Raw genomic sequence first — 21,788 nt, 5'->3', positions numbered from 1 at the left:
CTGGGAAAGATGCAAATGATGAAGACGAGAATTCGGTCTGAAATTAATGAAAATGATAGAGGTGTTTTTTGCTTGAGGTACTTAAGGTGCCTGTCCTGTTATTCACATTACGGATTTCGACAACATTCTCTGGAGTAATTTTTGTTCCATCTATAACAAGTTTTTCTATTAACTTTATTCGACTCGGAGCCAAAGCCTCGTTAACAATCCGACCATCATCCAGCGCCCCGACACTACCCTGAACATGAGTCTCTGTCTGTGGTTTTGTCCCCGGCTTGCCGGGCCACTTCAACTTGCCTACGCTGATTTTTCCTGATGACACTCCCACGACTAGGCCCAGTGAGGCGACCAGAGTTGCGGCCTGTGCTTCAGACAGATTCAGGTTTTCCGCAATTGACGCAATATAATTGTTCATCGCCAGCGTTTCTGAATCGCTCAGTCGATCAATTGCCCCATAACCAAACTGGTCTTTGATGACAACCGTCTCTGCAACCGGGTAACTGTTTCCCTGCTGCACATAGCTCTCGTGGTAGTTTTTCAGAACCGTTTGGGCATCAGTGTTCTGGGCTCCCTCCGCTTCCAGTGCCTGATAGTAAGCCCGCTCATCACTCCCAAAAGCAAACTCTGCCGAACACTTGATCATCGCGCAGGCGGCGCTCAGCAGTTCCCGTTGTTTCGCTGGGTCATCCCCGGCCAGTTTGTTCAGGGCATGCTGCTCTTTTTCATTCGGCAAGCGGAAATCCATCTGCCCGCTTTGCCTGTCGTGGTCAAAACGGCTTTGGTTTTGCGAAATCAGCTCGCTGCTCTGAGTGCCGTTCTGGGTATTCCAGCCGCCAAACTCGCCATGACCGGCATTGCTGTAGTTGAAGCTCAGGTAATCTTCTGTGGCTTCTCCCATCACTTCGGCATACTGCTCGCGGTTCTGCTCGTAAATCTCACCGTCACCCTGATGCCCGCGCTGCGCGTCTATATGGTGCTGGGTTTCATGGCCGACTGTGTTAACCGCATCTTCAAGGCGATAGTGTTCACTGTCGTTGATGTACAGGGTACCGTTGGCGTAAGCCCCTCTGGTGGCTTGGTCGCCATAGGTTTCAACCACGGCCAGCAGGGCTTCTGCCGGGGTGATGCCCAGTTCATCTGAGATGTATCCCGACAACGCGCCGTAGGCGGCCTGCTTTTGCGCCGGGGTAGCGTGGCTGTCGTTCAGCACAGCGACCAGTGCCGCATTCTCTGGCCCGGTGACAAAGTTTTTGGTGGCGGTGAAGAATTTCTGTTTGTTGTCCTGATGGGCAAAGAAATTCTCTACGCCGTTTTCGGCATCACCCAGCAGACCGATGCTTTCTTTCTGTGCCACATCCATGACGGCATCGACAAAGATGCCATTCCGCTTCACATCCTCGGCAATATTATTGCGGCCTTCTTCCGTCAGCAGGCGGTGGTCGAGGGTGACATCCACATTGCCCTGCTGGCGGTCGACTTCGAACAGATCCCGACTGGTCGTGCTGGTATCGCGGTTCAGCGCCGTGAGGTCGCTGTCATCGCTCAGGGTGATCTCGCCCTGCCCCAAGGTTGCGAGGGTCTTGTCTTTGCTGTAAGAGGAGGTGTTGGTGTACTGCAGGTTGCTGCTGTTATAGGTGGAATCGATCCCCCCTTGCTGCACGCCGACACTGGTGGTGAGCCCTGCCGACTGGTCCTGACGGTAGTCGGTGTTGTTGAGATCGCTGAAGCTCAGGCTGCCGGTGTTGAGCGTCAGGTTGCCGAGATCCTTGCCGGCTTCGTCGGCGGTAGCAATGAGCGCGCCGGTAATATCGGTGTTACCCGCAACTTTGATCTCAGCCTTGCCGCCGGAGGTGAGGTTTACAAGAGTGGTGAGCTGGATTTAGGTTTTGAGGGATACGGGAATGTTGAAGGCCTCCGAGAAGTGGACGCACCCGGTACAGAACTGGAATTTGACGTTATCCCAGGTGAGCCTCCACTTCCCGAACAGGGTCGATCAATATGTGGATCTGTGACTTACGCGGCAAAGAATTATTAACAGCCTCTAACACTCAGTGCACATCTAACTTTCGACAAATCTCATCAAAGCTCATACTGCTACACTTAATGCAGTAGAAATCATCTTCTAATATTTCTACTTCATCGCTATGCCCCTGAAGCTGGCCAGATATGTAACTAAAATAAAACTTATCGCCTTGTTTTCTTACACTCCATCCCGATCCAAAATATTCTTCATCACTAGATGTAGGTGAAGGCGGATACTCAAATTGATTTATATCATAGAACTTACTCATATTAATTTTCTTTATTATTTAAAATTAATTTATTCAACTGGTGGCTTATGGGAAAAATCCATAACTGCTTCTGGAACACCACCACTAGTATAACCGCCATGAACCCATTGACCGTTAGCCCCTCCTTCATTCCCTGATGGCATACGAATGTTTTTCATCTCTTCCGGTTTAATAAATACAGCCATTGTGTCGCTATCACCAAGGTAACCCATATCTAAGCCGAGTTTTTCTCTACAATTCTCAGATCACTTTTAGACTCAGATAGCACCCTATCAAATTCAGATTTTGGCAGTACAAAACCGCCATCAGGTCCCAAATAACCATTTTTTCGTCGTGCTATAAACAGATCATATTAACTCCAAACACATAATAATTTTTCAATCATTTTTTTTTCAGCCTCTGTAAATGGAATATATGAACCATATTTCTTTCTATAAGCCATTATTTTTTGATGAATTCCCCTAATAGGAACTGTTTGGCGAACCCTAGCATCACTTATGATAGACATCAGTTCATTTTTTACACTTTCATGTAATACAACTCTTTTTATAAAATCCTCCAAGTCATCTAGATCTTTACTATAAGAGTTATCACTAACATCAGCCATATATTTACTCCTCTGGCAAAACTTCCGAATTGTCATACTTTAGCACTTTACCACCAGCATGCAATTGGACAGCACCACCTTGTCCAAATTCAGGGTATGCTTCTGTTATTGGTTCAGGAGTACTTGATGTATCACCTAGTCTTCCAGGTATGCGTACCTGAGGTATACCATTCTCGAATAATTGCAAAGTATCGAATTCACTACGAATTCTAGCATCACTCCAAGAGCTATCTTCTGGATCTAAAGGATCAACGTTATCTGGACCTTTTATTTGAAGTGCATCTCGAGCTTCTTTACCTGAATCATACTTTTCCAAACCAATATATGTAGCTCTACCTTCTTGAGTTTCAAGAGTCTTTTGCCCCCACTCATTTAATGTACCATCATCATTTAAATAACGATCATATCTTTACCAAACAAGTTCAACCCTCCTCTATCCAAACCTCTTTGGCCCAGACCGCTAAAGAAGGCCAAGATTCAGATGATGAACCGTTGTGGTCCCAAAATCGGACGCTACCGTCTGGGGCAATACAATAGTAGTCGCCATTGTCCTCACATATTGGAAGCCAATCTTGCGGCACACCAATTTTTCGAGCTTCATAAACACCGATCCGAAGATCACCATACTCTTCTAGAAGCCCTTCGTTCAATGTGAAGGGAGAGATATAGCCGACAAACGCGTTGCTCACCGTTTTCAAAAGTACCTTGTATTCCTCAGGGAAAGTGAAGCCGATAGCATCCTCATACTTTGCTATGAGGGCGTCGTTTGGCAAAGGCTGCTTGCGCCCTTTTGGGTCATCAATCACATTGATTTCGTCGATCACATCTTGAAGCAAAATTGTCATTCAAAGCCCCTAAAAATCATTGGCACGATTCTTCCAATAGTCTCTGCGCCATTTGTTGAATTGTGTTCTATCAATGCCAGATGGAACGGTGTTGGGCATGTGCAGCGTCGCGTGATTATCCTTGTGTAATGTCTGCGTAACCTCAGCGATAGCACCATCCTGTTTTTGCGTCAGGTGATGCAGATTCACGGGCTTCCCATCAGGACCGAGAGGAGCGCGACCAGCCTGCATGAGCTCCAAATTGGTTTTACCAGTTTTCGGATCGACCTTGGTAGGGTCAATCAAGTCATTTCGCTGGTAAACCTTGTTGCCGTTGTATTGGATAGGGTCTTGTGTCCAGAACTTACGGTTCTGTTGAAAATGATCCGCAACATCAGCCTGCGTGGCTGTTCTATTTGGGGCAACACCCTCACCCTGCATCCTACCATCATCACCCCCAACGTCACTACCCTGACCTTCAGTTTCCTGCTTCGCCAGCGTACTCTCAGCTTCCGGTGTTGATGGCTTTTCATGAGGTGCAACAGTATCCCCATCCTGCTTACCCGAATGTGGCAGTTCAGGGGGATGTGGCGATCCTTTCTCCGTGAAAGCCAGTTGATTCGATGAGGGCAAATCATCAAAAGCTGCAGGTGTTCCTGCGCTTTACTCAGGAGTTCCTTTGCTTCGTCGACTTTACCTGCCTTCAATGCATCGGCTGCCATTTTCACCAAATCGCCAACGACAGGAAAAACTCCTGTCGTTGCAAGCAAGTAGTCCAGCTTCGTCTCTGCTTCTGCGAACCCTTTGGCATCGCCCACACCGGGCGTAAAATCTGCCAATACGTTGAACGCTAAGTCGAGATGCTCTTGCTGTTCCTGACGCTCCTCACCGGACGGATCATTCAGCACTACCCGAATGTGATCCAGCAGATTGGTTTGGTTCACTTGCTGGCAGGCCGCAGAGCCTGTCACTGAAGTGCCTGTCCTTGCAAAGCACTGAACGTGATACCCCCGGACATGTCCTGACGGTAGTCGGTGTTCCCGCCGACGTTGATGTTCGCCGTGCCGCCGGAGGTGAGTGTTGCGGGCTGAGGTTAGGTGTTTTTAAGGTTTGTGGGGGGAATGGCGGTCAAAAAGCCGCCACTGAAGTGCCTGTCCTTGTAATCTCCTCGATTCATTATTAATAATCAATCAGGCTCTATCTTTACAACCGAATAGTTTCGATACTTTCCCTTAATAATTTTTCATATTTCATGAACTCAGCTTTGGTTGAATTAAAGTTAAAAATAACCATGCCATTTCTGTAACTTGTAATCAAAATAATATTGTGGATATCTGTATCCAATGCAAAAGATGTCATTTCTAGATACCCATTTTTGCCCTGAAATATCAATCACTTCTGATTTTTTCCACTCAACTCCAGGCACGACTCTACTCATATTATCTTTCATGTACTTTATGAGAGTTGGCATCTCTATTTTTGATATATCATTACCCCTGTATTCATATGCAATGGTTGTCGACGCATTTTCATTCCCTAGAGCCCATTTAGGCGGGTTTCTTCTTACCCATTTAATATTGATCTCCTCTTGTGTTAAAGGCTTGAAATCATCTGGTACATCAAACACAACTGATGTCCCAGGTATGTTAACTTTATTTGCATGAGAAAAAATCGAAACGAATATTAAAAACACAAATAAAACAATACGACTCATTATTTATACCCTCAATAAAAATCATTTAATTAACTTTCACAAAGCAAGATTAAATAGCATCAATTAATAATCCTAAAATAGGAACCCATGATTAGGAATCCTATTTCAATCATCCTGATAAATACACCAAAAAAGGATGGCATTTATTACTAGAATGTGAACTAAATCTTATAAACATCTCAAAACAATCACTCCCCAAGCTCACTCAAGTCTTCAATGATAAATTTGGAAATCATCTGAACATCCCTTGGATCATCTTCCGCTCCCCACTGGAAATTGGCAATTTCTAGTGATACTGAAGCATCTTCAAAATAAGAATATTTTGTTGTGTACCCAGGTGCCAGGAAACTAGCTAATCGTTTATTATCTCGTTGTACAATAACTTCGTGGGATGCAGTAGGTTTCTTCAACGTCTTACCACTATGGTTAAAGTTTCTTTGATACTGAATTCTGATATTTACTTGAATTGCATCTTGATCATTATTTTTCCAACACACCTTGCTTCTTCATTTCTTCCAGTAGAGCAGCATAAAAATCTCCTTTAAACTTAGACTCAGAAGAAAAAGTTGCGTCTCCAGTAATCACTCCATGACCTAAAGTAAATTTTAGGTTTACATCATCCAGGTGGTATTTCATTACCCCCTTTTCAATTGAATTACCGGTCAATTCAATCCTGAATCTTCCGTCAGCAGGCGGTCGACGTCGAACAGAGCCGGTTGGTGGTGTCATTTGTAGCATCAACTCCACCGGCATTCATACCGACACGGGCCGTCAGGCTGCCAGAGATTAAGGTTGTGAGTGAGATTAATTGCTTTGGGGATTAATGGTCAAAAGTCCTTACAGAACCACTAGGTAAAGCTGCTCGATCAATTTGCGTTGTTCTTCAATTGGATTATTCATATTTACCCTCCAGCCTGATTTTCAAATCATTTAGTATACACCCGAACATTAATTTGACACTCAAGTTCAAGACTAAATTCAGGAAACCTCAAAATACTATGGATAATTATGCCATTGATTAAAAACATCTCGTGTCAACTTACCCATTAATTCTTTACTATTTTCACCAGCTTCAGTCTGAGAAATGTTTTCTATAAAACACGATTTTAAACAATTCGCCATAACAATGGAGCATTCATATTCGATAACATCATCACTAGCCAATACAGACTCTACCATATCAAAAAAAATTTTCTTTTCATCCTCACCTAAAAGCTGAAAGTCATCAATATAATACTGTGAAAACTCTGCACATAGCCCAGACAAATCAAAACTCCCATCTTCTTTTAAATTATAATTATCATCAGACGACCAATACTGTTTGAATGTTGGAAACAAACTAATTAAGTAATTATAGAAATTATCTTCCCCACTAATCATTTAGTTTTCCTTTCTTTGATTTTTCAAGATCTTTAATCATTTCTTTTGCAGCATGTATATCACTTTCAGACGAATTTTTGTTTTTTTTCATCCAAGAGTTTAATGCATTAATAAGCTGTGGAACCTTATTGTTTAAGTGATCCGTTCCTTTGAACAACTCACCAGTTCCGAACTCATACCTTGCTGCATCAGCTGTACTTCCAGTCCCCAATGTACCTGTAGGTGACCTATCTCCTTTGTACATTTGGTTTACAATATTTTGTAATTTATCATTATCAACTTCTGGTCGTTTAAAACTTCCTGGATAAGGTCCTGATTCTTGATATCCATAAGTATTCCTATTCACGATAGATCTTTCGGAGACTGCGTTTGGACTATAAACATCATTAACTATAGACGGATTGCCCCCACTATATCCATAAGTAGAGTAGGTTTCTTCTCCTTGCCTATCATTTCGTACAGCACCTTCACCCAGCACCCTACCATCATCCAGCGCCGCTGCACCACCCTGACCATCAACCTCCTGCTTACCAGAATGCACCAAATCTGGTGTGTCACCCTTATCTTCAAGCCCCGCTTTCCCTGCAACCCCCAGCCCTACGCCAATCCCCATGACCGAAAGACCAAACTCAGCTCCTTCTTGTAATGACGTTGAGAAGCCTTCTCCTTTCTCATAATCCAGCAATATTTGATGGGATTTTGTATCTTGATTATTCGCTTTTGAGGCGACCTCCTTGGCTACATCCTGCTGAAACTCTCGGATTTCATCCCCAATCGCTGTATCGACGACTGCATCCTTTGCAATATCAATGGCTGTCTTCACAACCCCGCCCGTTAGCAGGCCCAGCGCCAGCATTGCCGCTTCGGCTTGCTCTACAGGCAAATCTGCAACAAAATCTTGCGCTTCATCAAAACCTAAAAGAACTTTTTGGAATGAGGTCCGCTCACTGTTCCCTGTGATAAACAAGTTTATTTCGCCATTCTCATCAAGCTGAGGACGACTCTGTTGACGATTCAAATCAATCCCGGTTTCAACGAGCTCTCCGTTCGTTAAAATTGAACCAACCGTATGATAAAAATCAGGATTCGTGAGCAGTGCTTTCGCAACTTTAGGATCAACACCTTGCTCGATTAACGTGTCTAAAGTTTCCTCTGCATTATCCTGCATCAAAGCAGAAATAAACGGGTCATCAATATCGTACAAGTATTGAGTGACATCACTCAAACCAACTGAATTTGCGACACTTCCTATCCCCTCTTGTACGGTCTTCACATCCTCGGCAATGTTATTGCGGCCTTCTTCCGTCAGCAGGCGGTGGTCGAGGGTGACATCCACGTTGCCTTGCTGGCGGTCGACGTCGAACAGATCCCGGTTGGTGTTTTGGGTGTCGCGATTCAGGGCGGTGAGATCGCTGTCGTCTGCAATGCTGATCTCACCCTGCCCCAGGGTCGCGAGCGTTTTGTCTTTGCTGTAAGACGAAGTGTTTTGGTATTGCAGTGTGGTGCTGTTGTAAGTCGAGTCAATGTCACCTGCGTTCACGCCTGTGCTGGACGTGATGCCCCCGGACATGTCCTGACGGTAGTCGGTGTTGTTGAGATCGCTGTAACTCAGGCTGCCGGTGTTGAGCGTCAGATTGTTGAGGTCGTTGCCGTTTTCATCGACGGTGGCGATCACCGCGCCGGTGATATCGGTGTTCCCGCCGACGTTGATGTCCGCCGTACCGCCGGAGGTGAGTGTTGTCAGCAGCGTTTCTGAAGTGATCGAGTGGCCATTGCTGGCGTTCAGGCCGCCATTCGCCCCGGTTGCGTCCCCGCCCCCATTCAGGCTTGCGCCACCGCTGATCCCCATGCCCTGATTGCTGGCACTGTGGCGGTTCTGCACCGAAGCCACATTCAAATCGCCGCCAATGTCCAGATTCAGGGCTTCTTCCGCCTCAACATTGGCACCTTGAATATGGGTATCACCACGGGAATTAATGGTGATCTGATTCCCCGACACCCCGCTGTTCACATAAGTCGTCGACTGGCTGCGCTGCTCCGACAGGTTCATGCTGGCATTCAGGCTGCCGCCCGTGCTGCTGCCGTGGACCGTCATCGATGCGTTGATGGTGCCGCTTTCAGTGGAAGACTGACCGGATTGCGTTTGCTGCGCAGCAACCACATTTACGGTGCCGCCATCCAAGACCACTTCTTCTTTGGCCCTGAGAACACTGCCCTGCACCAGAACCTGCTGATCGGTCTGCGTGCCGGATTTTACAACAATGTTTTGACCCGAGAGCGACGAGCCTCGTGCGGTCGTGCTGGTACTTTGGCTGTCGGTCTGCGTGACTGACATGTCCAGATGAAGACCTGCGTCGAAGCCAAGTGTGCTGGTACTTTGCGCAGCAGCCGCACCTTGCTTCATCAATAAGGTGGTTTTCGAAGCCACATCTGCCGTCGCGAGTGCGATCGTTGAAAGGTAAAATTGCTCATCACGTTTGACATCACGGATGATGCCTTTCAGCTCATCAACATCGGCTACGTTGACACCCGGCGCTTGGTTTGCCAGTGCCTGCTCCAGCGATGACAGCGTGTCTTCAAGGTTATCCAGCTGCTTCTTGTATTGCCGATAATCTTTATTTGCCTGCTTCAGTTTGTCGGCCGATTCTTTCAGCGCAATGGCTGCTTTTCCTGTCTCAACCGCCTGATGCTGCACCACCAGGCTCAGCTCGGCTTCACCTTTCGTATTTGACGAATGGGTGGTTTGTGTGTCGGTGACTTCCCGGATCAGCACATCGTTCGCAGCGGTCAGTCCGATGTTGCCGTGGCCGTCTTCATCGGCGTCGGCGAGGACATCAGAGCCTTCAATCACAATGTCCTCGGCAGCATTCATCAGCACCGTGCCATTGCCAATGATGGACGCGCCACGATGGGTGGTCGCGTCGGTCTTGCTGTCCGATTTTTCGTAGTCGGCTTTTGCCAGTGTCAGCTTGGCCTGACCGTCATCAAAATTCACCGATTCATAAGGATTCACCACAGATTTCAGGGCATCTTCCACGTTGACCGACAGTGATTCCGTAGACGACCAGGTGGTGTGCGTTTCTTCCGCCGCCAGCACAGCCACACTGCCCGTGTCAGCGGTGAAATTGGCATCGGCTTCTGCGGTAATGTCGGATCCAATCACGGTCACGCTGCCGCCTTTGACATTCACCGTCCCACCCGATGCCAGGGCACTGCCTTTGGCGGTGTTGTGGGTTTCCCCCTGACGCGCTGAATCCACCGAAAACAGATCCCCGCCTCTGAAAGCACCATATTCCTGTTCAAAGGTCTCGCGCTGCCGGCTTTCCTGCCCGGCGGCGATGATCACCTCTTCAACCGCGCTGGCATTAATGTCGCCGCCAGCCTCAATCTCACTGGCGATCAGGGCGATATTTTTCCCCGAGGTGATGTCGATAGTGTCGCTGCTCGACATGCCGCTGGCATTGAGCAGGGTTGCGGAATCGATTTCAGATTTATGAGAGCCCGACAGACCGCCAAAGCCTTTTTTGATTTTTTCATCGCGGCTAAAGGTACGGTATTGCTGGGCATATACGCCGACACTGCCATCTGCTGAAGCTTCAATACCCTCTTCAGCTTTGAAATTGGCGCCAATCAGCGTGATGTCACTGTCACCACCCGCCATCTGCACATCATCGTACTTCTGAGCCTTCACGATGATTTTGCCGCCCGCGGTCACATCCGCCCCCACAACGGTTTCGGCCAGCGATTCCTGAATGTGGGTCTCTTTACGACCAAAGGATTTCTTCCGGGTCGTCTCCTCGTAGTGATATTCGCTGTCATTAACGGCCTGGAAGGTCACATCCCCCTTCGCCAGTGCCACGACATCACCTTCTGTGGTGATCTCACTGCCGGTGGCCGTGATGTTGTTGCCCGACTGAATGAATACGCCGTCGTTCGCCGCCATCAGCGTTCGCTGATGCTGCTGTCGATGACTGACGGATCGACGGTTATCGGCGTTTTCACTGCTGAAGCTTTCGTTCACCAGTGTATTGAGAGCAACGTCCCAGCCTGCCACCATTGCCAGTTTGCCCTTGGTTTCCATGTCGGATGCAGTCACTGCAATATTCTCACCCGCATCCAGGCTCAGGTTGCCACCGGAAGACACGCTGGATCCCAGCACAGCCACATTCAGTTGTTCCCGGTCGCTCATCTTGATGGCATCACGAGCGGTTTCAGCGGTCAGAATGATGTCTTTTTCTGCGGTGAAGCTGAGATCATCCCCGGCAGAGACGTTCGCTGCCGTGTTCACAATCGATCCCCCGGCATTCATCGTCACCTGGCCGCGACCGCTGATCGTAGCGGTGTCGCCGACGCGGGTCTCGCTGTACACCACATTGCTGGCATTGTCTGCCGTCGTGACAGTGCCATCCTGCGTGATGCTGATGCGCTCAACGTCTGTCCGGTTGATGATGTCGCCTTGTTGCGTGGTCAGGGCGACATTGTCTCCGGCAATCTCCCCGCTGATATTCTGAATATCATTCACTGCATCCAGAACGACATCGCCACCAGCCGTCATACTGCCGCCCAGATTGCTGATGTTGTCGTCACTCACCAGATGCAATTTGCCCCGGCTGTCCATCTGGCCGCTGTTCACCAGGTTCCCCGCCTCGGCATACACCTCAGCACCGCTGATCAGCGCACCGCCATCGATGTGATCCTGCGTGATTTTCGAGAGATACAGCTTGGGTGCCAGCACCTGCTGGCCTTGCACCTCAACCGGCTCCCACCAGACAATATCCTGAGTCAATCCGGCAACCTGCTCTGGCGTCAGTGCCACGCCAGCCTGAAGGCTCTGGCTGTGTTTCTGCTGGCCTGCGTTATCCAGCAGTTGCTGCATCTGAGCAAGATCCGTCCCGACATCGTCATTCAGATACCGCTTGCCCGTTTGTTCGAAAATGGCTGTGGTAATCGTGCGGGTGTCATAAAAGGCATCCCCCAGCACCCTGAGATCTTTTTCCGGATTGAAACCGATGCTGTCGAAGAAGTAATCGGAACCCAGAAACTGATCCAGATTCGTCAGCGCCGGATTGGTCTCGATCAAATACTGACTGTCGGGGCCATTGTTCAACACGAACAGGCCATTCGGGCTCGTCGGCAGGCGAAAGTCTGGAAATTCAACACTGTTGGCGCCAGCGATAACGCTCAGCTGACTGCCAGACGCCGTTTGTCCGCTGGCCTGCTGTGCCTGTTGGGATGGTTTTCCGGTACTTTTGACGCCTGTGTTTGATTTGATTTCCGAATTGTTCAGCTTGTTTTGAACATGGAGAACCGTGTTGCCGCCGGATGAGATGGTGGATGAAATTGTACTCACATCCGACTCAGTCGTTTTTTTGCCGGTCAAACCATAAGTAAAACTTTTCGTGCCGTTGTGCCCTTTTAAAGCGTAAGTTGCTGTGGTGGTGTAAATACCGGTTTGATAGCCTTGGTTTTCCAGTGTATCGGCGGTGAGATTGAGGCTTTGATTCACCTGAACCAGACTGGCATCATTTTTCAGCGTATTTGCTGTCAATATTGCATTGCCACCAACAACAATCTGTGAGGCTGCAGATTGCTGACTGACAACCAGTTTTTCTTGCGCAACAACAAATTGATGAGGGTCATCGTTGACGTTAATTGTCGTTGTGCAAAGCTGCTCTCTCTCGCCACCCCTTCCTTCTGAGCACCGTTCGTATTCTGAATAAGAAGGTGTATAAGGGGAATGAGTACCAACCGTAAACTCAGCCTGATTATAGTGAGGATCAAGCTGTACCCCTTCTCCTGAAGATTTTTCAATCTCCAGTACTTTGCGTTTGTTGACGATATGCTCCGCCTTCAAATCCAGATCATCGCCCGACTGGATCACCCCCGACACATTCTGAACCGACTGCGACAGCGCGCCACTGTCATCCGCGGCGATGAACATTTTTCCGCCCGTCAGAATATCCCCTTCGGTATTGACCAGATCACCTTTCACATAGAAAGCACCGGTTTGACCGGCATAGAGCAGACCTGTATTTGATACATTCCCGGTCACATTCAGCGTGGTATCCTGCATCCCGAGTGTTGCCCCCTGATTGATGAACTGCGACAGGGTCGCCATCAGGTTACTCAGGGCCTGTATCGTTCCCTGATTATTCAGCACATGGGCGTTCAGTGCGGTGGTCTGACCGGAAATCAGGCCAGCAGGCAGGTTCGTCAGGGTCCCGCCCGCAGAGACATCCGTGTGTCCCTGTGCCACCAGCTTGCCGGTGTTCACCAACTGGCCGCCAGCCGACAGGTAAGCATCGCCTCCGGCACTGAGTTCATGGTTCAGCGCAAGATCACCCGAAACCGTCAGGTGCACATCCTGATTTGCGGTCACCGCCTGATTCAGCGTCAATTCATCTGCCGTGATCCGGATGTCTTCAAGGGAAACCAGGGTCCCCTCCTGGATCATGCTTCCGGCTTCAACCCGGATCGCTTTATCTCCGGCCACATTCCTCTGTTGTAGGAACACGGCTGCCGAGAGCGATTGTTCGCCAGCCGCCTGCACATCCCCCGTATTTCGCAACTGACCTGTCACATCAATTGCTTGCGCACCGGCAGACGCCAATGTCCCTTGATTCGACAGCGTACCTGCGGAGATGTGCTGTTGACCGTGCGAGATCAACTCACCGTCGTTGATCAGTGTTTCGGCTTCCACGGTCATGTCAGACGCTGCGGTCAGTTTGCTTTGGTTCTTGATTTCATTCGCCTGAACCGTCAGTGAGTCCGCACTCACATTGCCTGAGCCCATCACTTCCAACGATTGCTCAGAGGCAAGCGTGAAGCCCTGCTTCACGCGAATCTGGCCGTCATTGTTCAGCCGGGCAGTGTCCGACAACACCGCCTGCTCTGCGGCCACCACACTGCTGCTATCCAGAGTCAGCTGGTTGATTTCCCCATTGAAATGACCTGAGACCTGCACCGCACTGTCCGACAAAGTGGCCTCAGCCGCCTGAATGCTGAGCGTGCCCGTGCCGGTCTCACTGCCATCAGACGTCAGGCCAGCCGTCAGCGTGCTTTGATTGATTGCAAGCGTACCGGCTTGAATATCAATCTGTTGTGCAGACGTTTCTGCCTGCGTCAGCAAGACCTCACTCGCTTCAAACGATGCGCTTTCCCCGGCATTGATCAAACCGGTCTGATGAATCTGCTGGCCTGCAGACGCCTGAACACGGGTTGCGGAATTTTCGCTGTGAAGCAACAGGCTGTCTGCGGCGGTATATTCAATCTGCTGTCCGGCCTGTTGGATTCCCGTCGTCGTGACCGACTGATTCGAAGCAACCTTGAGTGATTGCTGGCTGCGGACATCGCCTAAAGTGATCTGCCCGTCCGCAGAAAGCTGAATATCCCCCACCGAACTGAACAGCTTGCCAGTATTCACGCCAACGCCCTGCTCCGTCGCCACCAGCGAAATCCGTCCGGCATACATGCCGCCCAGTGCCGAAGAATCGATTGCCAGTAAAGGCTTATCTTTCAAATCATGTGTGGCTGTGACTTGATTGGTCAGATAATCGATTTGGTTGGGGCCGGTCACAACAGACAAGTTGTTGGCATGAATGTCCGCATTGATTTTTGCGGTGCGGGAGAGAATATCGAAGTAATCCTGACCCGTCGCATCCAGGCCTTCCCCGAGAATCGTGACATCGCCCTGACGGATATCAAAACCGCTCAGCAGACCGTTCTGAAATTGCGGTACTCCGGTGGTCAAAGTCGCGCGTGATGTATTGATAAAACCACAGCCGTCGCAGGTGATCCCGTATGGGTTGGCGACGATCACATTGGCCTGCTGGCCCAGCACTTCGGTATAGCCATTCAACTGACTCCGGATGGCCCCAGTCACCTCGTTCAGAATCACTGAAGCCGCTTGACCGTTCAACTGAGGATTCCCCTGCAGGTAGCCTGCCAACTGAGACTGAACGAGTTTGTCGGTCGCGTTATTGAGGATCAGCCCGGCTTGACCCACGTCGTACTGCTCAAACTGATTGTGCGACAGACCTTGCGCATTGGGCGCGGCAATATTCAGCACCGGTACACCGTTGCCCGCTGAAGTCAGCGTGGCATTGTTCTGCCGATTGGAATCCACCTCAATACCGGCCCACACCGGCTGCGTTGCCAGTAACCAGCATAAAGCGTAAGTGAAGACTCGCTTCAATTTTTGATGATGCATACAGACCTCAGAACCGGTGTCAGAACTTCAGAGAAAAACGGTAATTCAGGCTGTAATCGTCGGCCTGAAACCAGGATGGCTGTGCAATCGGCCAGCCAATGACCATCGAACTGTGGAAAGACGCCGACTGGCTGCTCAGTGACACAGCGCCGCCGGTGAGATGCCCGCGCTCAAATGGATCGGTGTTGTCCGGATGAATCGCGCCCGTATCCAGCGACAGGTCCAGATTCATCTGACCCAGCCAGGGGAAGGCTCCCAGTGCATAATTCAGATCATTGCGCCAGTAATACCCCGCATCACCCGACAGAGACTGGTCTTTAAACCCGCGTACCGAATATTCACCGCCCACACTCAGGCGCTCATTTCCCGGCAGCGAATGGGCTGCAATCTGAGTAAAGACTGTGGTGGAAATAAACCACTGAGACGACAGCGGATACGAATAATTCAGCGTCAATGTCCCTTTATTAAATTCATCCTCGGTCTGTCCGGCCATCGCCGGTGATTTTCCCGGCACAGCCAGCCCGCGTTCATACACGGGCGACACCGAGAGAAATCCATCCGCCAACCGGGTGCTGTATTCGAGTGCAATACTGGCAGACAGGCGCTTGTGACTGCTGCCTTTGAGCTGCGTCTCATCGATGAAGTTTTTCACGCCGTCATAACTCAACCCGAAGCGAAGTGAAGACTTACTGAGACTGTCCCGGTAAAACAACCACTGAGTATCCAGTCCGTGGCTTTGGGTCTTGCCACTGGAGACAAAAGAGAAGTTCTGGCTTTCGACGGTTGTCAGATAATCGCTGTAAGCATACCGATACCCGAAGGTCCAGTACCCGACCGGGACGCCGACACTCAACTGCAGGCTCTGGCTGTCGCGATCCTTGGCAAAAGCGGCACTTTTCGTGCCCGACAAACGCCAGTTGTCATACACGCCAAAGATATCTTCAGCAATCAGACTCAGCGACAGTTGCTGCTCTCCCGTACTGTCCTGACCGGCATTATTCAGCCCGACATCTCCCTGCCACCACGGGCCGGGCTGATCCTGAATGTTCACGATGCTGTCGCCCGGTTCGCTGCCCGGCAGTAACTGAACGGTTGCGTTATATCGCGACAATCGATTGATCTGCTCCAGCGTCTGTTCGATATCACGCAAATTCAGGATTTCATTGGCGTCGGCAGGAGAGAGGCGCTGTAAACGCTCCGAAGGCGAACCGTTCAGCTGAAGTGCTTGCACCCGCCCTTCCAGAATGTGAATAACCAGCACACCATCCGATAAATCCTGCGGGAGCAACACAGCCCGGGACGTCACATAAGCATGTTCGACATAAGTGTTGGTGATCACTTTCAGCATGTTGTTGATGGTCTGAATGCCAATACATTCACCCGGATGGAACGGCAACGCCTGAAGTAAGGTTTCCGTGGCCATCACCCGGTTCCCGATCAGGGTCACGGTATTAACAACAAAACACGGTGTTTCATCATCCGCAGATACAGGTATGGCCGAGGGCAAAGGCTGTAATTGTTTTAACCCCTGCTGAGAATCCTGAATCGATCGCAGGCGTTCAGCCTGTTCCGATTCAATGTCGCTTTTCACGGCCGGAGAAAGGAATGCTGCTTGTGCCGGAAAACCAACAACAGCCCATAGCCAGAATGCAAGACGAGAATACATACCACTGCAACCATAACAAAAGCCGGGTCAGCCCGGCATACATCACCCATCAACCCATTGCCAGACTTGAATTCAAAAAAGAAAAACCCAGCCAAAACAATACCGAGATGATCCTGAAACACCCGAGGGCTTAAGGCGACAGTCGTTGTAAGTAAATGTGACAATCTGTATAAAAAACGAGCATAAAAAAACGGCCCTGAGTCAAACTCGGGGCCGTTTTTTATTTGAAAGGGGCAGGAGATTATGCGTGTAACAGCGCCATGGACTCTTTGGCGATCACCCACTCTTCGTTGGTTGGGTTTCTATTCGTATGGCATGAATTAATAGAACATTAAGTACGCCCTCTCAACAAGTTAGCGAGACATGACCATCAATGCGATGTGGGTCACATATTCGTGTAACCGAGTACTTTTTGATGGAGTTGAAAGATATCCATTAGACCGACCCCGAATGCAAAATGTCTACTACAGAAAATCACAACTACAAAGATGGCTTCATGCAGGATATTCATTGGTGTGATGGTTCATTCGGCTACTTTCCGAGCTACACATTAGGCGCCATGTATGCGGCTCAATTTATGGCGACGATGCGTAAAACCATTGATGTAGACGAGTGTCTTCGCACACTCAATTTGGAACCGATTTGGACATGGCTTGAAGAGAATATCTGGTCAAAAGGCTCAACACTGACAACTGATGAACTGGTAGTCCAGGCCACTGGTGAACGGCTCAATCCAGAGCATTTCAAGCAGCACCTGATTGAACGTTACCTTATTAATTGATAATCACCATTTAGCGCAGCTTCATAGACAGGATCTTTAGCCCTAACCCCATATTTTAGATAGAAAAAAGGCTTCACTTATGATCTGATAATCGTCGCTAAACAAACAACCAGAATCAACCGTGAAGCCGATGACGATTATCTCTTTAAAGAAGCAACTGATGCAATTCTTCGATGCCAGTTTTCTCGAAAAAACTGCAAGAAAGTGTGGTTTTACTCAGCGGGCCAGAGCAATTCAGCCTCAACAATTGGTACTCAGCCTTCTCGCGGCTTTGAGCAAGGGCAATTGCCACGCCATTGCCGATCTTCATCGCCAGTTCAACGGGATGTGTCTGAGTGAAAAGCAAAATGTGGCTTATAAGCCTTTTCATAACCAGTTGCGAAAAGATAGTTTTGCCGACTTTATGAAGGAGCTGGTCAAATTTGCAACAGTCCAGCTGCTCCAGAAGAGTTCCCGTTCAATGCCAGCAAAGTTATCTCATTTCGACGATGTTATTCTGCAGGATGGCAGTTCTTTTCGAGTTCACGACGGACTTCGTGAGGTTTTTCCAAGCCGCTTCAAAAACTATCCCGCTGCGATTGAATGTCATATGACCATGTCGCTGTTTGACCAGTCACCAAAAACGATGACAGTAACGGCAGATACAGCATCTGAGCGGACGTACTTGCCCACACCTGGCAACATAGAGAAAAAATTGCTTTTAGCCGATGCTGGCTATGTGGATTTTAGCTATTTCGAGCAACTTTCTCGTCATAACGGTCATTTTATCTTCCGTGGCGGTAAATCACTGAACCCAACGATTGTTACTGCCCACAATGGCAATGGTCGGCGATTACCAAGATTAATAGGTATGAAACTCAAGGATATTAGCCGAAAAACTAACCGCTCCGAAGTTCTTGACCTGAGATGCAAGCGCGGAAAGTATGAGTTCCGGGTGGTGCGTCGATGGTTCGCTGAAGAAAAACGTTTTTGTCTGTGGTTGACAAACTTGTCTCATCACAATATTCAGCAGACGATATCATGGCGCTCTATCGGTGCCGGTGGCAAATTGAGTTGCTATTCAAGGAGTTAAAGTCGCATACGAATTGGCGTCGTTTTGTAACGGCACAAAAAGCCATTGCTGAGGGGCTGATTTGGGCCAGTTTGCTAGCGCTGATTGTTCGGCGAAGTATCGCCATAACCAGCCTGCCGTCAGTATCTGTATTTAAAGCGGCAAAAAATGTTGATGTTTGGCTACTGCCAATATTGGAAAGCTTGATGCACCAAACAAGGTCTGAAATATCAGGGCGACTGGAATGGGCTATGGTATATATATCAATGAATGCTCGCAAAGCAGCTCAGAGAAAATCCAAGAAAGACAGAACCTTAGATGGGATTTATGAAAAGCTTAATGCTTAAGGTCCTGTCTATGAGTTCCATATAAATCATAATATTACACTAATAACATTTAACTGTTTAAGCTTCTTTGTAATCGACAATTCTCTCTTTAGTGAAGCTAGTCTCACCTAAAATGTTTCTGCTAAATTTACGGATTATAGATTTGTCATCTCACTAGTTACGGTGCTAAGGTCATTCATTCTGTAAGCCAGCAAAAGATAATAGAAAGACAAATAAGAGATTAGTTTCTGGCCATCGACTGAGCGGTGTTCAGCTTTTTCTATTTGTCTAAATAATTTTTTACTCAGGCTACCCATTATGGAAAGAGAAAGCGGCAATCATGGATACTCAACAGCTGTATGCCATCATCAATAAGCTAAGTGACATCAAAGATACACAAGAACTAGAAACGATCTGTGAAGAGTTTTGCGAACTGGTAGAAATACCCTTCTATTTATTTGGTGTGATTAAGCAAATATCCCTCCACGCTCCTGTCATTCATGTATTGAGTAATTACCCTAAACCCTGGTTAGATATTTATTTTAAGCAAAACAGTCAACGGGTTGACCCTGTTGTCAGCTACATCATGACCCAACAGTCTCCCATCCGTTGGGATTCCCTTGTCCAACGTGAAGAATTTCAAGATCCAAAACAACAGGAACTGATGCGTGCCGCCAAAGAGCACGGACTCCATAATGGGTTTACCGTTCCTATCAAGTCAGCGTCGGGTGATTTTGTCCTCCTGAGCATGGCAATAGGGGATGAAGATAACCATTGTGACAAACTGAACGCCGCTATTCCTTTCGCGCACACCTTGGCAACACACCTCCTTGAGTGTTACATGCTGCTGAAAGTGAAGGAAAAAGGGAAAGGTGAAGCCGCACTAACTCAAAGGGAGACTGACTGTCTTTTCTGGGCAAGTAAAGGCAAGACGGCATGGGAAATATCAAAGATCATCGATGTATCTGAACGCACCGTATTGTTCCACCTCAACAACTGTACCAAGAAACTTGACGCATCCAACCGTCAACATGCAGTTGCACTGGCTATCAAAAAAGGCCTGCTGAAGCCCAACTTACGACTAGGAGCTGTTGTCCCTCTTGGTGATTTCTATGACGGGATGAAAGCCGGACAAACGGCGCATTGCCTCGCAGCCGCTGCAGGTATTGGGGCGTCGTTTGGGGCAACGGTATTCACAATTACCAAAGGAAAGGACACTGAATGAGGGGCAAGATGAGCATTTTCATTGCGATTATCGCAATCGTCATTGTCGGCGTAGCGTTTTCGATTTATCAGCTTTCTAAACGGCAAAATGATATAACACTTGAGAAAGGGCTTAATGTTTCAACTTTTGGTGTTGAAGATCCAAAAGGGCAAACCTCACTCACCGCCAAATTGTGGCGATTACCAGAGTCCGAAGAGACCCCAAAAGGTGTCATTCTAGTCTCCCATGGTTTTTCAGCCAATGCAGACTCATTGCAGCGATACGCGGCCAATCTTGCTCAAGCAGGGTACGTGGTTGCCGCCGTTTCGCATCAAGACTTGAAGGGGCTCAGGAGTGGTCAGCTTTCCAATGACCCTATGGTGGCCAGGCAAAGGCATTTGAAACTTCTGTTAGAGAACTTGTATCTCAATGATGCAAATCTAAAGCAGCTACCCGTTGGCATACTCGGTTACTCGCTGGGAGGCTATGCCGCACTCACCAGCACTCACTTTCGAGCTCTGCTTGATAAACAGGAAAATTACTGTGCATCGCTTTCGCCGGGTGACAATGTGCTGATTTGTAACCCAAGGTTCAGTCAACGTATAAGCGCACTTTCTGCAGAGCCAGAGTTAACCCCCACCCCATCAATACCCGCAAAAGCCATCGCCCTCTTTGCACCCGCGTATACTGAATTGATTAATTTAGATAAATCTGCAGATGCACCTGCTATATTCCTCGCTAATGGCATCAAAGATGAATTCATTTCAGTCGGTCAGATGGATGATCTGGCACGGCAACATAGTTATGTTAAAGAGCATCAGGAACTCATGGAAGCGGGTCACTATGCCTATTTACCGACATGCTCTTGGCCGTTTAACTATTTCATTGAAAGTTGCCGGGATCCCATTCCCATTGACAGAGCGCAATTTCAGAACACACTGATAAACAATGTCATTAATTTTTTTGACAACAATCTTGCCATAAAATAATGATAATTATTATTTTATTAAGCACCCTAATGGGTAACACCGATCAGTTGAATGATCCTGTGGTTGGTTGAGAATACCCTCAAGCATTTATGTTTGAGGGTATTTTTTTATGTTGGCTCACTGGCTGATTGATGTGAATGACTTTGCTTCACCTGACTCACTTGCACTCTTTCAAAAAGAGCTTCCATTGGAATGGATAAATCAAGCGCTGGATGAGACCAATAAAGCCAGTATGAGACGACGGAAGTTACCTGCTGAATTGGTTGTTTGGTTGCTTGTCGGTATAGGTTGGTATCGAGAAAGACCGATTACCGATGTTCTGGACAAATTAGACCTTAAGCTCTCTAACGCTTTGGGTGAGTCCATAGCCCCCAGTGCTATTCCTCAAGCCAGAAAACGCCTAACAGCTGAACCGTTGAAAGCCTTGTTCTCAATGACCGCTCAGCACTGGACAAAAGCTGAAGATAGTGAAGATAAATGGTTTGGCCTGAGACTGTTTTCCGTCGATGGCACTCAATTTAGAACCCATGATACCGCAGCGCTTGCTGAGCATTATCAGTACGTGAAACACAGTAAAAACCGTCATACTGAATACCCCGTAGTTCGACTATGTGCACTTTGCTCCCTTCGCAGTCGCTTACTCCATGATGTTGCTTTTGGTCCAAGCTCAAGAGCTATGATGATTTCTGGTGTATGCGAAGAAAGGGTTGCGGTGTAACCTGTTGATTGATCCGGCAAGATCAACA

General features: G+C 48.3%; 17 protein-coding genes and 3 pseudogenes. 6 read left to right on the top strand and 14 right to left on the bottom strand.

The window, feature by feature from the left end:
- Positions 1–43: 43 nt before the first annotated feature.
- The gene (locus Q4579_RS21685) at positions 44–1,660 is read right to left on the bottom strand and encodes a hypothetical protein (RefSeq protein ID WP_303566937.1); all 1,617 of its coding nucleotides are present in this window, start codon (positions 1,658–1,660) and stop codon (positions 44–46) included.
- Here Q4579_RS21685 and Q4579_RS21680 point away from each other — a divergent pair.
- A complete protein-coding gene (locus tag Q4579_RS21680; RefSeq protein ID WP_303566938.1) occupies positions 1,652–2,035 on the top strand; it encodes a hypothetical protein in 384 nt (127 codons plus the stop codon). The two genes, Q4579_RS21685 and Q4579_RS21680, sit on opposite strands and share 9 nt — an antisense overlap.
- Positions 2,036–2,048: 13 nt before the next feature.
- Here the strand turns inward: Q4579_RS21680 and Q4579_RS21675 are convergent, their stop codons facing one another.
- From Q4579_RS21675 to Q4579_RS21615, 13 genes are all read right to left on the bottom strand, one after another.
- Positions 2,049–2,291: a hypothetical protein gene (locus Q4579_RS21675; protein ID WP_303566936.1), complete on the bottom strand. Its 243-nt coding sequence runs from the start codon at positions 2,289–2,291 to the stop codon at positions 2,049–2,051.
- A gap of 29 nt (positions 2,292–2,320) precedes the next feature.
- Positions 2,321–2,476 (bottom strand): hypothetical protein, encoded by a 156-nt coding sequence (locus Q4579_RS21670; RefSeq protein WP_303566935.1) that lies wholly within the window; start codon positions 2,474–2,476, stop codon positions 2,321–2,323.
- 167 nt (positions 2,477–2,643) lie between these two features.
- Positions 2,644–2,898 (bottom strand): hypothetical protein, encoded by a 255-nt coding sequence (locus tag Q4579_RS21665; protein ID WP_303566934.1) that lies wholly within the window; start codon positions 2,896–2,898, stop codon positions 2,644–2,646.
- A 4-nt stretch (positions 2,899–2,902) separates the two neighbouring features.
- Positions 2,903–3,214 (bottom strand): hypothetical protein, encoded by a 312-nt coding sequence (locus tag Q4579_RS21660; protein WP_303566933.1) that lies wholly within the window; start codon positions 3,212–3,214, stop codon positions 2,903–2,905.
- A 106-nt stretch (positions 3,215–3,320) separates the two neighbouring features.
- Positions 3,321–3,743, bottom strand: coding sequence for an SMI1/KNR4 family protein (locus Q4579_RS21655; protein ID WP_303566932.1), 423 nt, complete (start codon positions 3,741–3,743; stop codon positions 3,321–3,323).
- Positions 3,744–3,752: 9 nt separating this feature from the next.
- Entirely contained in the window at positions 3,753–4,028 is a 276-nt protein-coding gene (locus tag Q4579_RS21650; protein WP_303566931.1) for an HNH/ENDO VII family nuclease, read from the bottom strand.
- Positions 4,025–4,693 (bottom strand): hypothetical protein, encoded by a 669-nt coding sequence (locus Q4579_RS21645; protein WP_303566930.1) that lies wholly within the window; start codon positions 4,691–4,693, stop codon positions 4,025–4,027. The genes Q4579_RS21650 and Q4579_RS21645 overlap by 4 nt, the downstream gene beginning before the upstream one ends.
- Positions 4,694–5,001: 308 nt before the next feature.
- Positions 5,002–5,436, bottom strand: a complete 435-nt coding sequence (locus Q4579_RS21640) for a hypothetical protein (protein ID WP_303566929.1) — start codon at positions 5,434–5,436, stop codon at positions 5,002–5,004.
- Positions 5,437–5,624: 188 nt separating this feature from the next.
- Complete coding sequence (locus tag Q4579_RS21635) at positions 5,625–5,933, bottom strand: hypothetical protein (protein WP_303566928.1); 309 nt, start codon at positions 5,931–5,933, stop codon at positions 5,625–5,627.
- Positions 5,917–6,174: a hypothetical protein gene (locus Q4579_RS21630; RefSeq protein ID WP_303566927.1), complete on the bottom strand. Its 258-nt coding sequence runs from the start codon at positions 6,172–6,174 to the stop codon at positions 5,917–5,919. The genes Q4579_RS21635 and Q4579_RS21630 overlap by 17 nt, the downstream gene beginning before the upstream one ends.
- Before the next feature lie 258 nt (positions 6,175–6,432).
- The gene (locus tag Q4579_RS21625) at positions 6,433–6,816 is read right to left on the bottom strand and encodes a hypothetical protein (RefSeq protein ID WP_303566926.1); all 384 of its coding nucleotides are present in this window, start codon (positions 6,814–6,816) and stop codon (positions 6,433–6,435) included.
- The gene (locus Q4579_RS21620) at positions 6,809–15,025 is read right to left on the bottom strand and encodes a hemagglutinin repeat-containing protein (protein WP_303566925.1); all 8,217 of its coding nucleotides are present in this window, start codon (positions 15,023–15,025) and stop codon (positions 6,809–6,811) included. The genes Q4579_RS21625 and Q4579_RS21620 overlap by 8 nt, the downstream gene beginning before the upstream one ends.
- Positions 15,026–15,044: 19 nt before the next feature.
- Positions 15,045–16,691: a ShlB/FhaC/HecB family hemolysin secretion/activation protein gene (locus Q4579_RS21615; RefSeq protein ID WP_303566924.1), complete on the bottom strand. Its 1,647-nt coding sequence runs from the start codon at positions 16,689–16,691 to the stop codon at positions 15,045–15,047.
- Between the two features lie 478 nt (positions 16,692–17,169).
- Here Q4579_RS21615 and Q4579_RS21610 point away from each other — a divergent pair.
- From Q4579_RS21610 to Q4579_RS21590, 5 genes and pseudogenes are all read left to right on the top strand, one after another.
- Positions 17,170–17,472: pseudogene (locus tag Q4579_RS21610) on the top strand (carboxypeptidase M32); the annotation flags it as partial.
- Positions 17,473–17,602: 130 nt separating this feature from the next.
- Positions 17,603–18,870 (top strand): annotated as a pseudogene (locus Q4579_RS21605) (IS4 family transposase).
- Positions 18,871–19,189: 319 nt separating this feature from the next.
- Entirely contained in the window at positions 19,190–20,074 is an 885-nt protein-coding gene (locus Q4579_RS21600) for a LuxR family transcriptional regulator (protein ID WP_303566921.1), read from the top strand.
- Between the two features lie 8 nt (positions 20,075–20,082).
- Positions 20,083–21,042, top strand: coding sequence for an alpha/beta hydrolase (locus Q4579_RS21595; protein WP_303566919.1), 960 nt, complete (start codon positions 20,083–20,085; stop codon positions 21,040–21,042).
- Between the two features lie 109 nt (positions 21,043–21,151).
- Positions 21,152–21,712: pseudogene (locus Q4579_RS21590) on the top strand (transposase domain-containing protein); the annotation flags it as partial.
- Positions 21,713–21,788 lie beyond the last annotated feature (76 nt).

Source organism: Photobacterium sp. 1_MG-2023 (assembly GCF_030547945.1).
In the GTDB taxonomy this organism is placed as follows: domain Bacteria; phylum Pseudomonadota; class Gammaproteobacteria; order Enterobacterales; family Vibrionaceae; genus Photobacterium.
The sequence above is the reverse complement of the archived record's forward strand: the minus strand, read 5'-3'. Positions and strand labels throughout refer to the sequence as shown.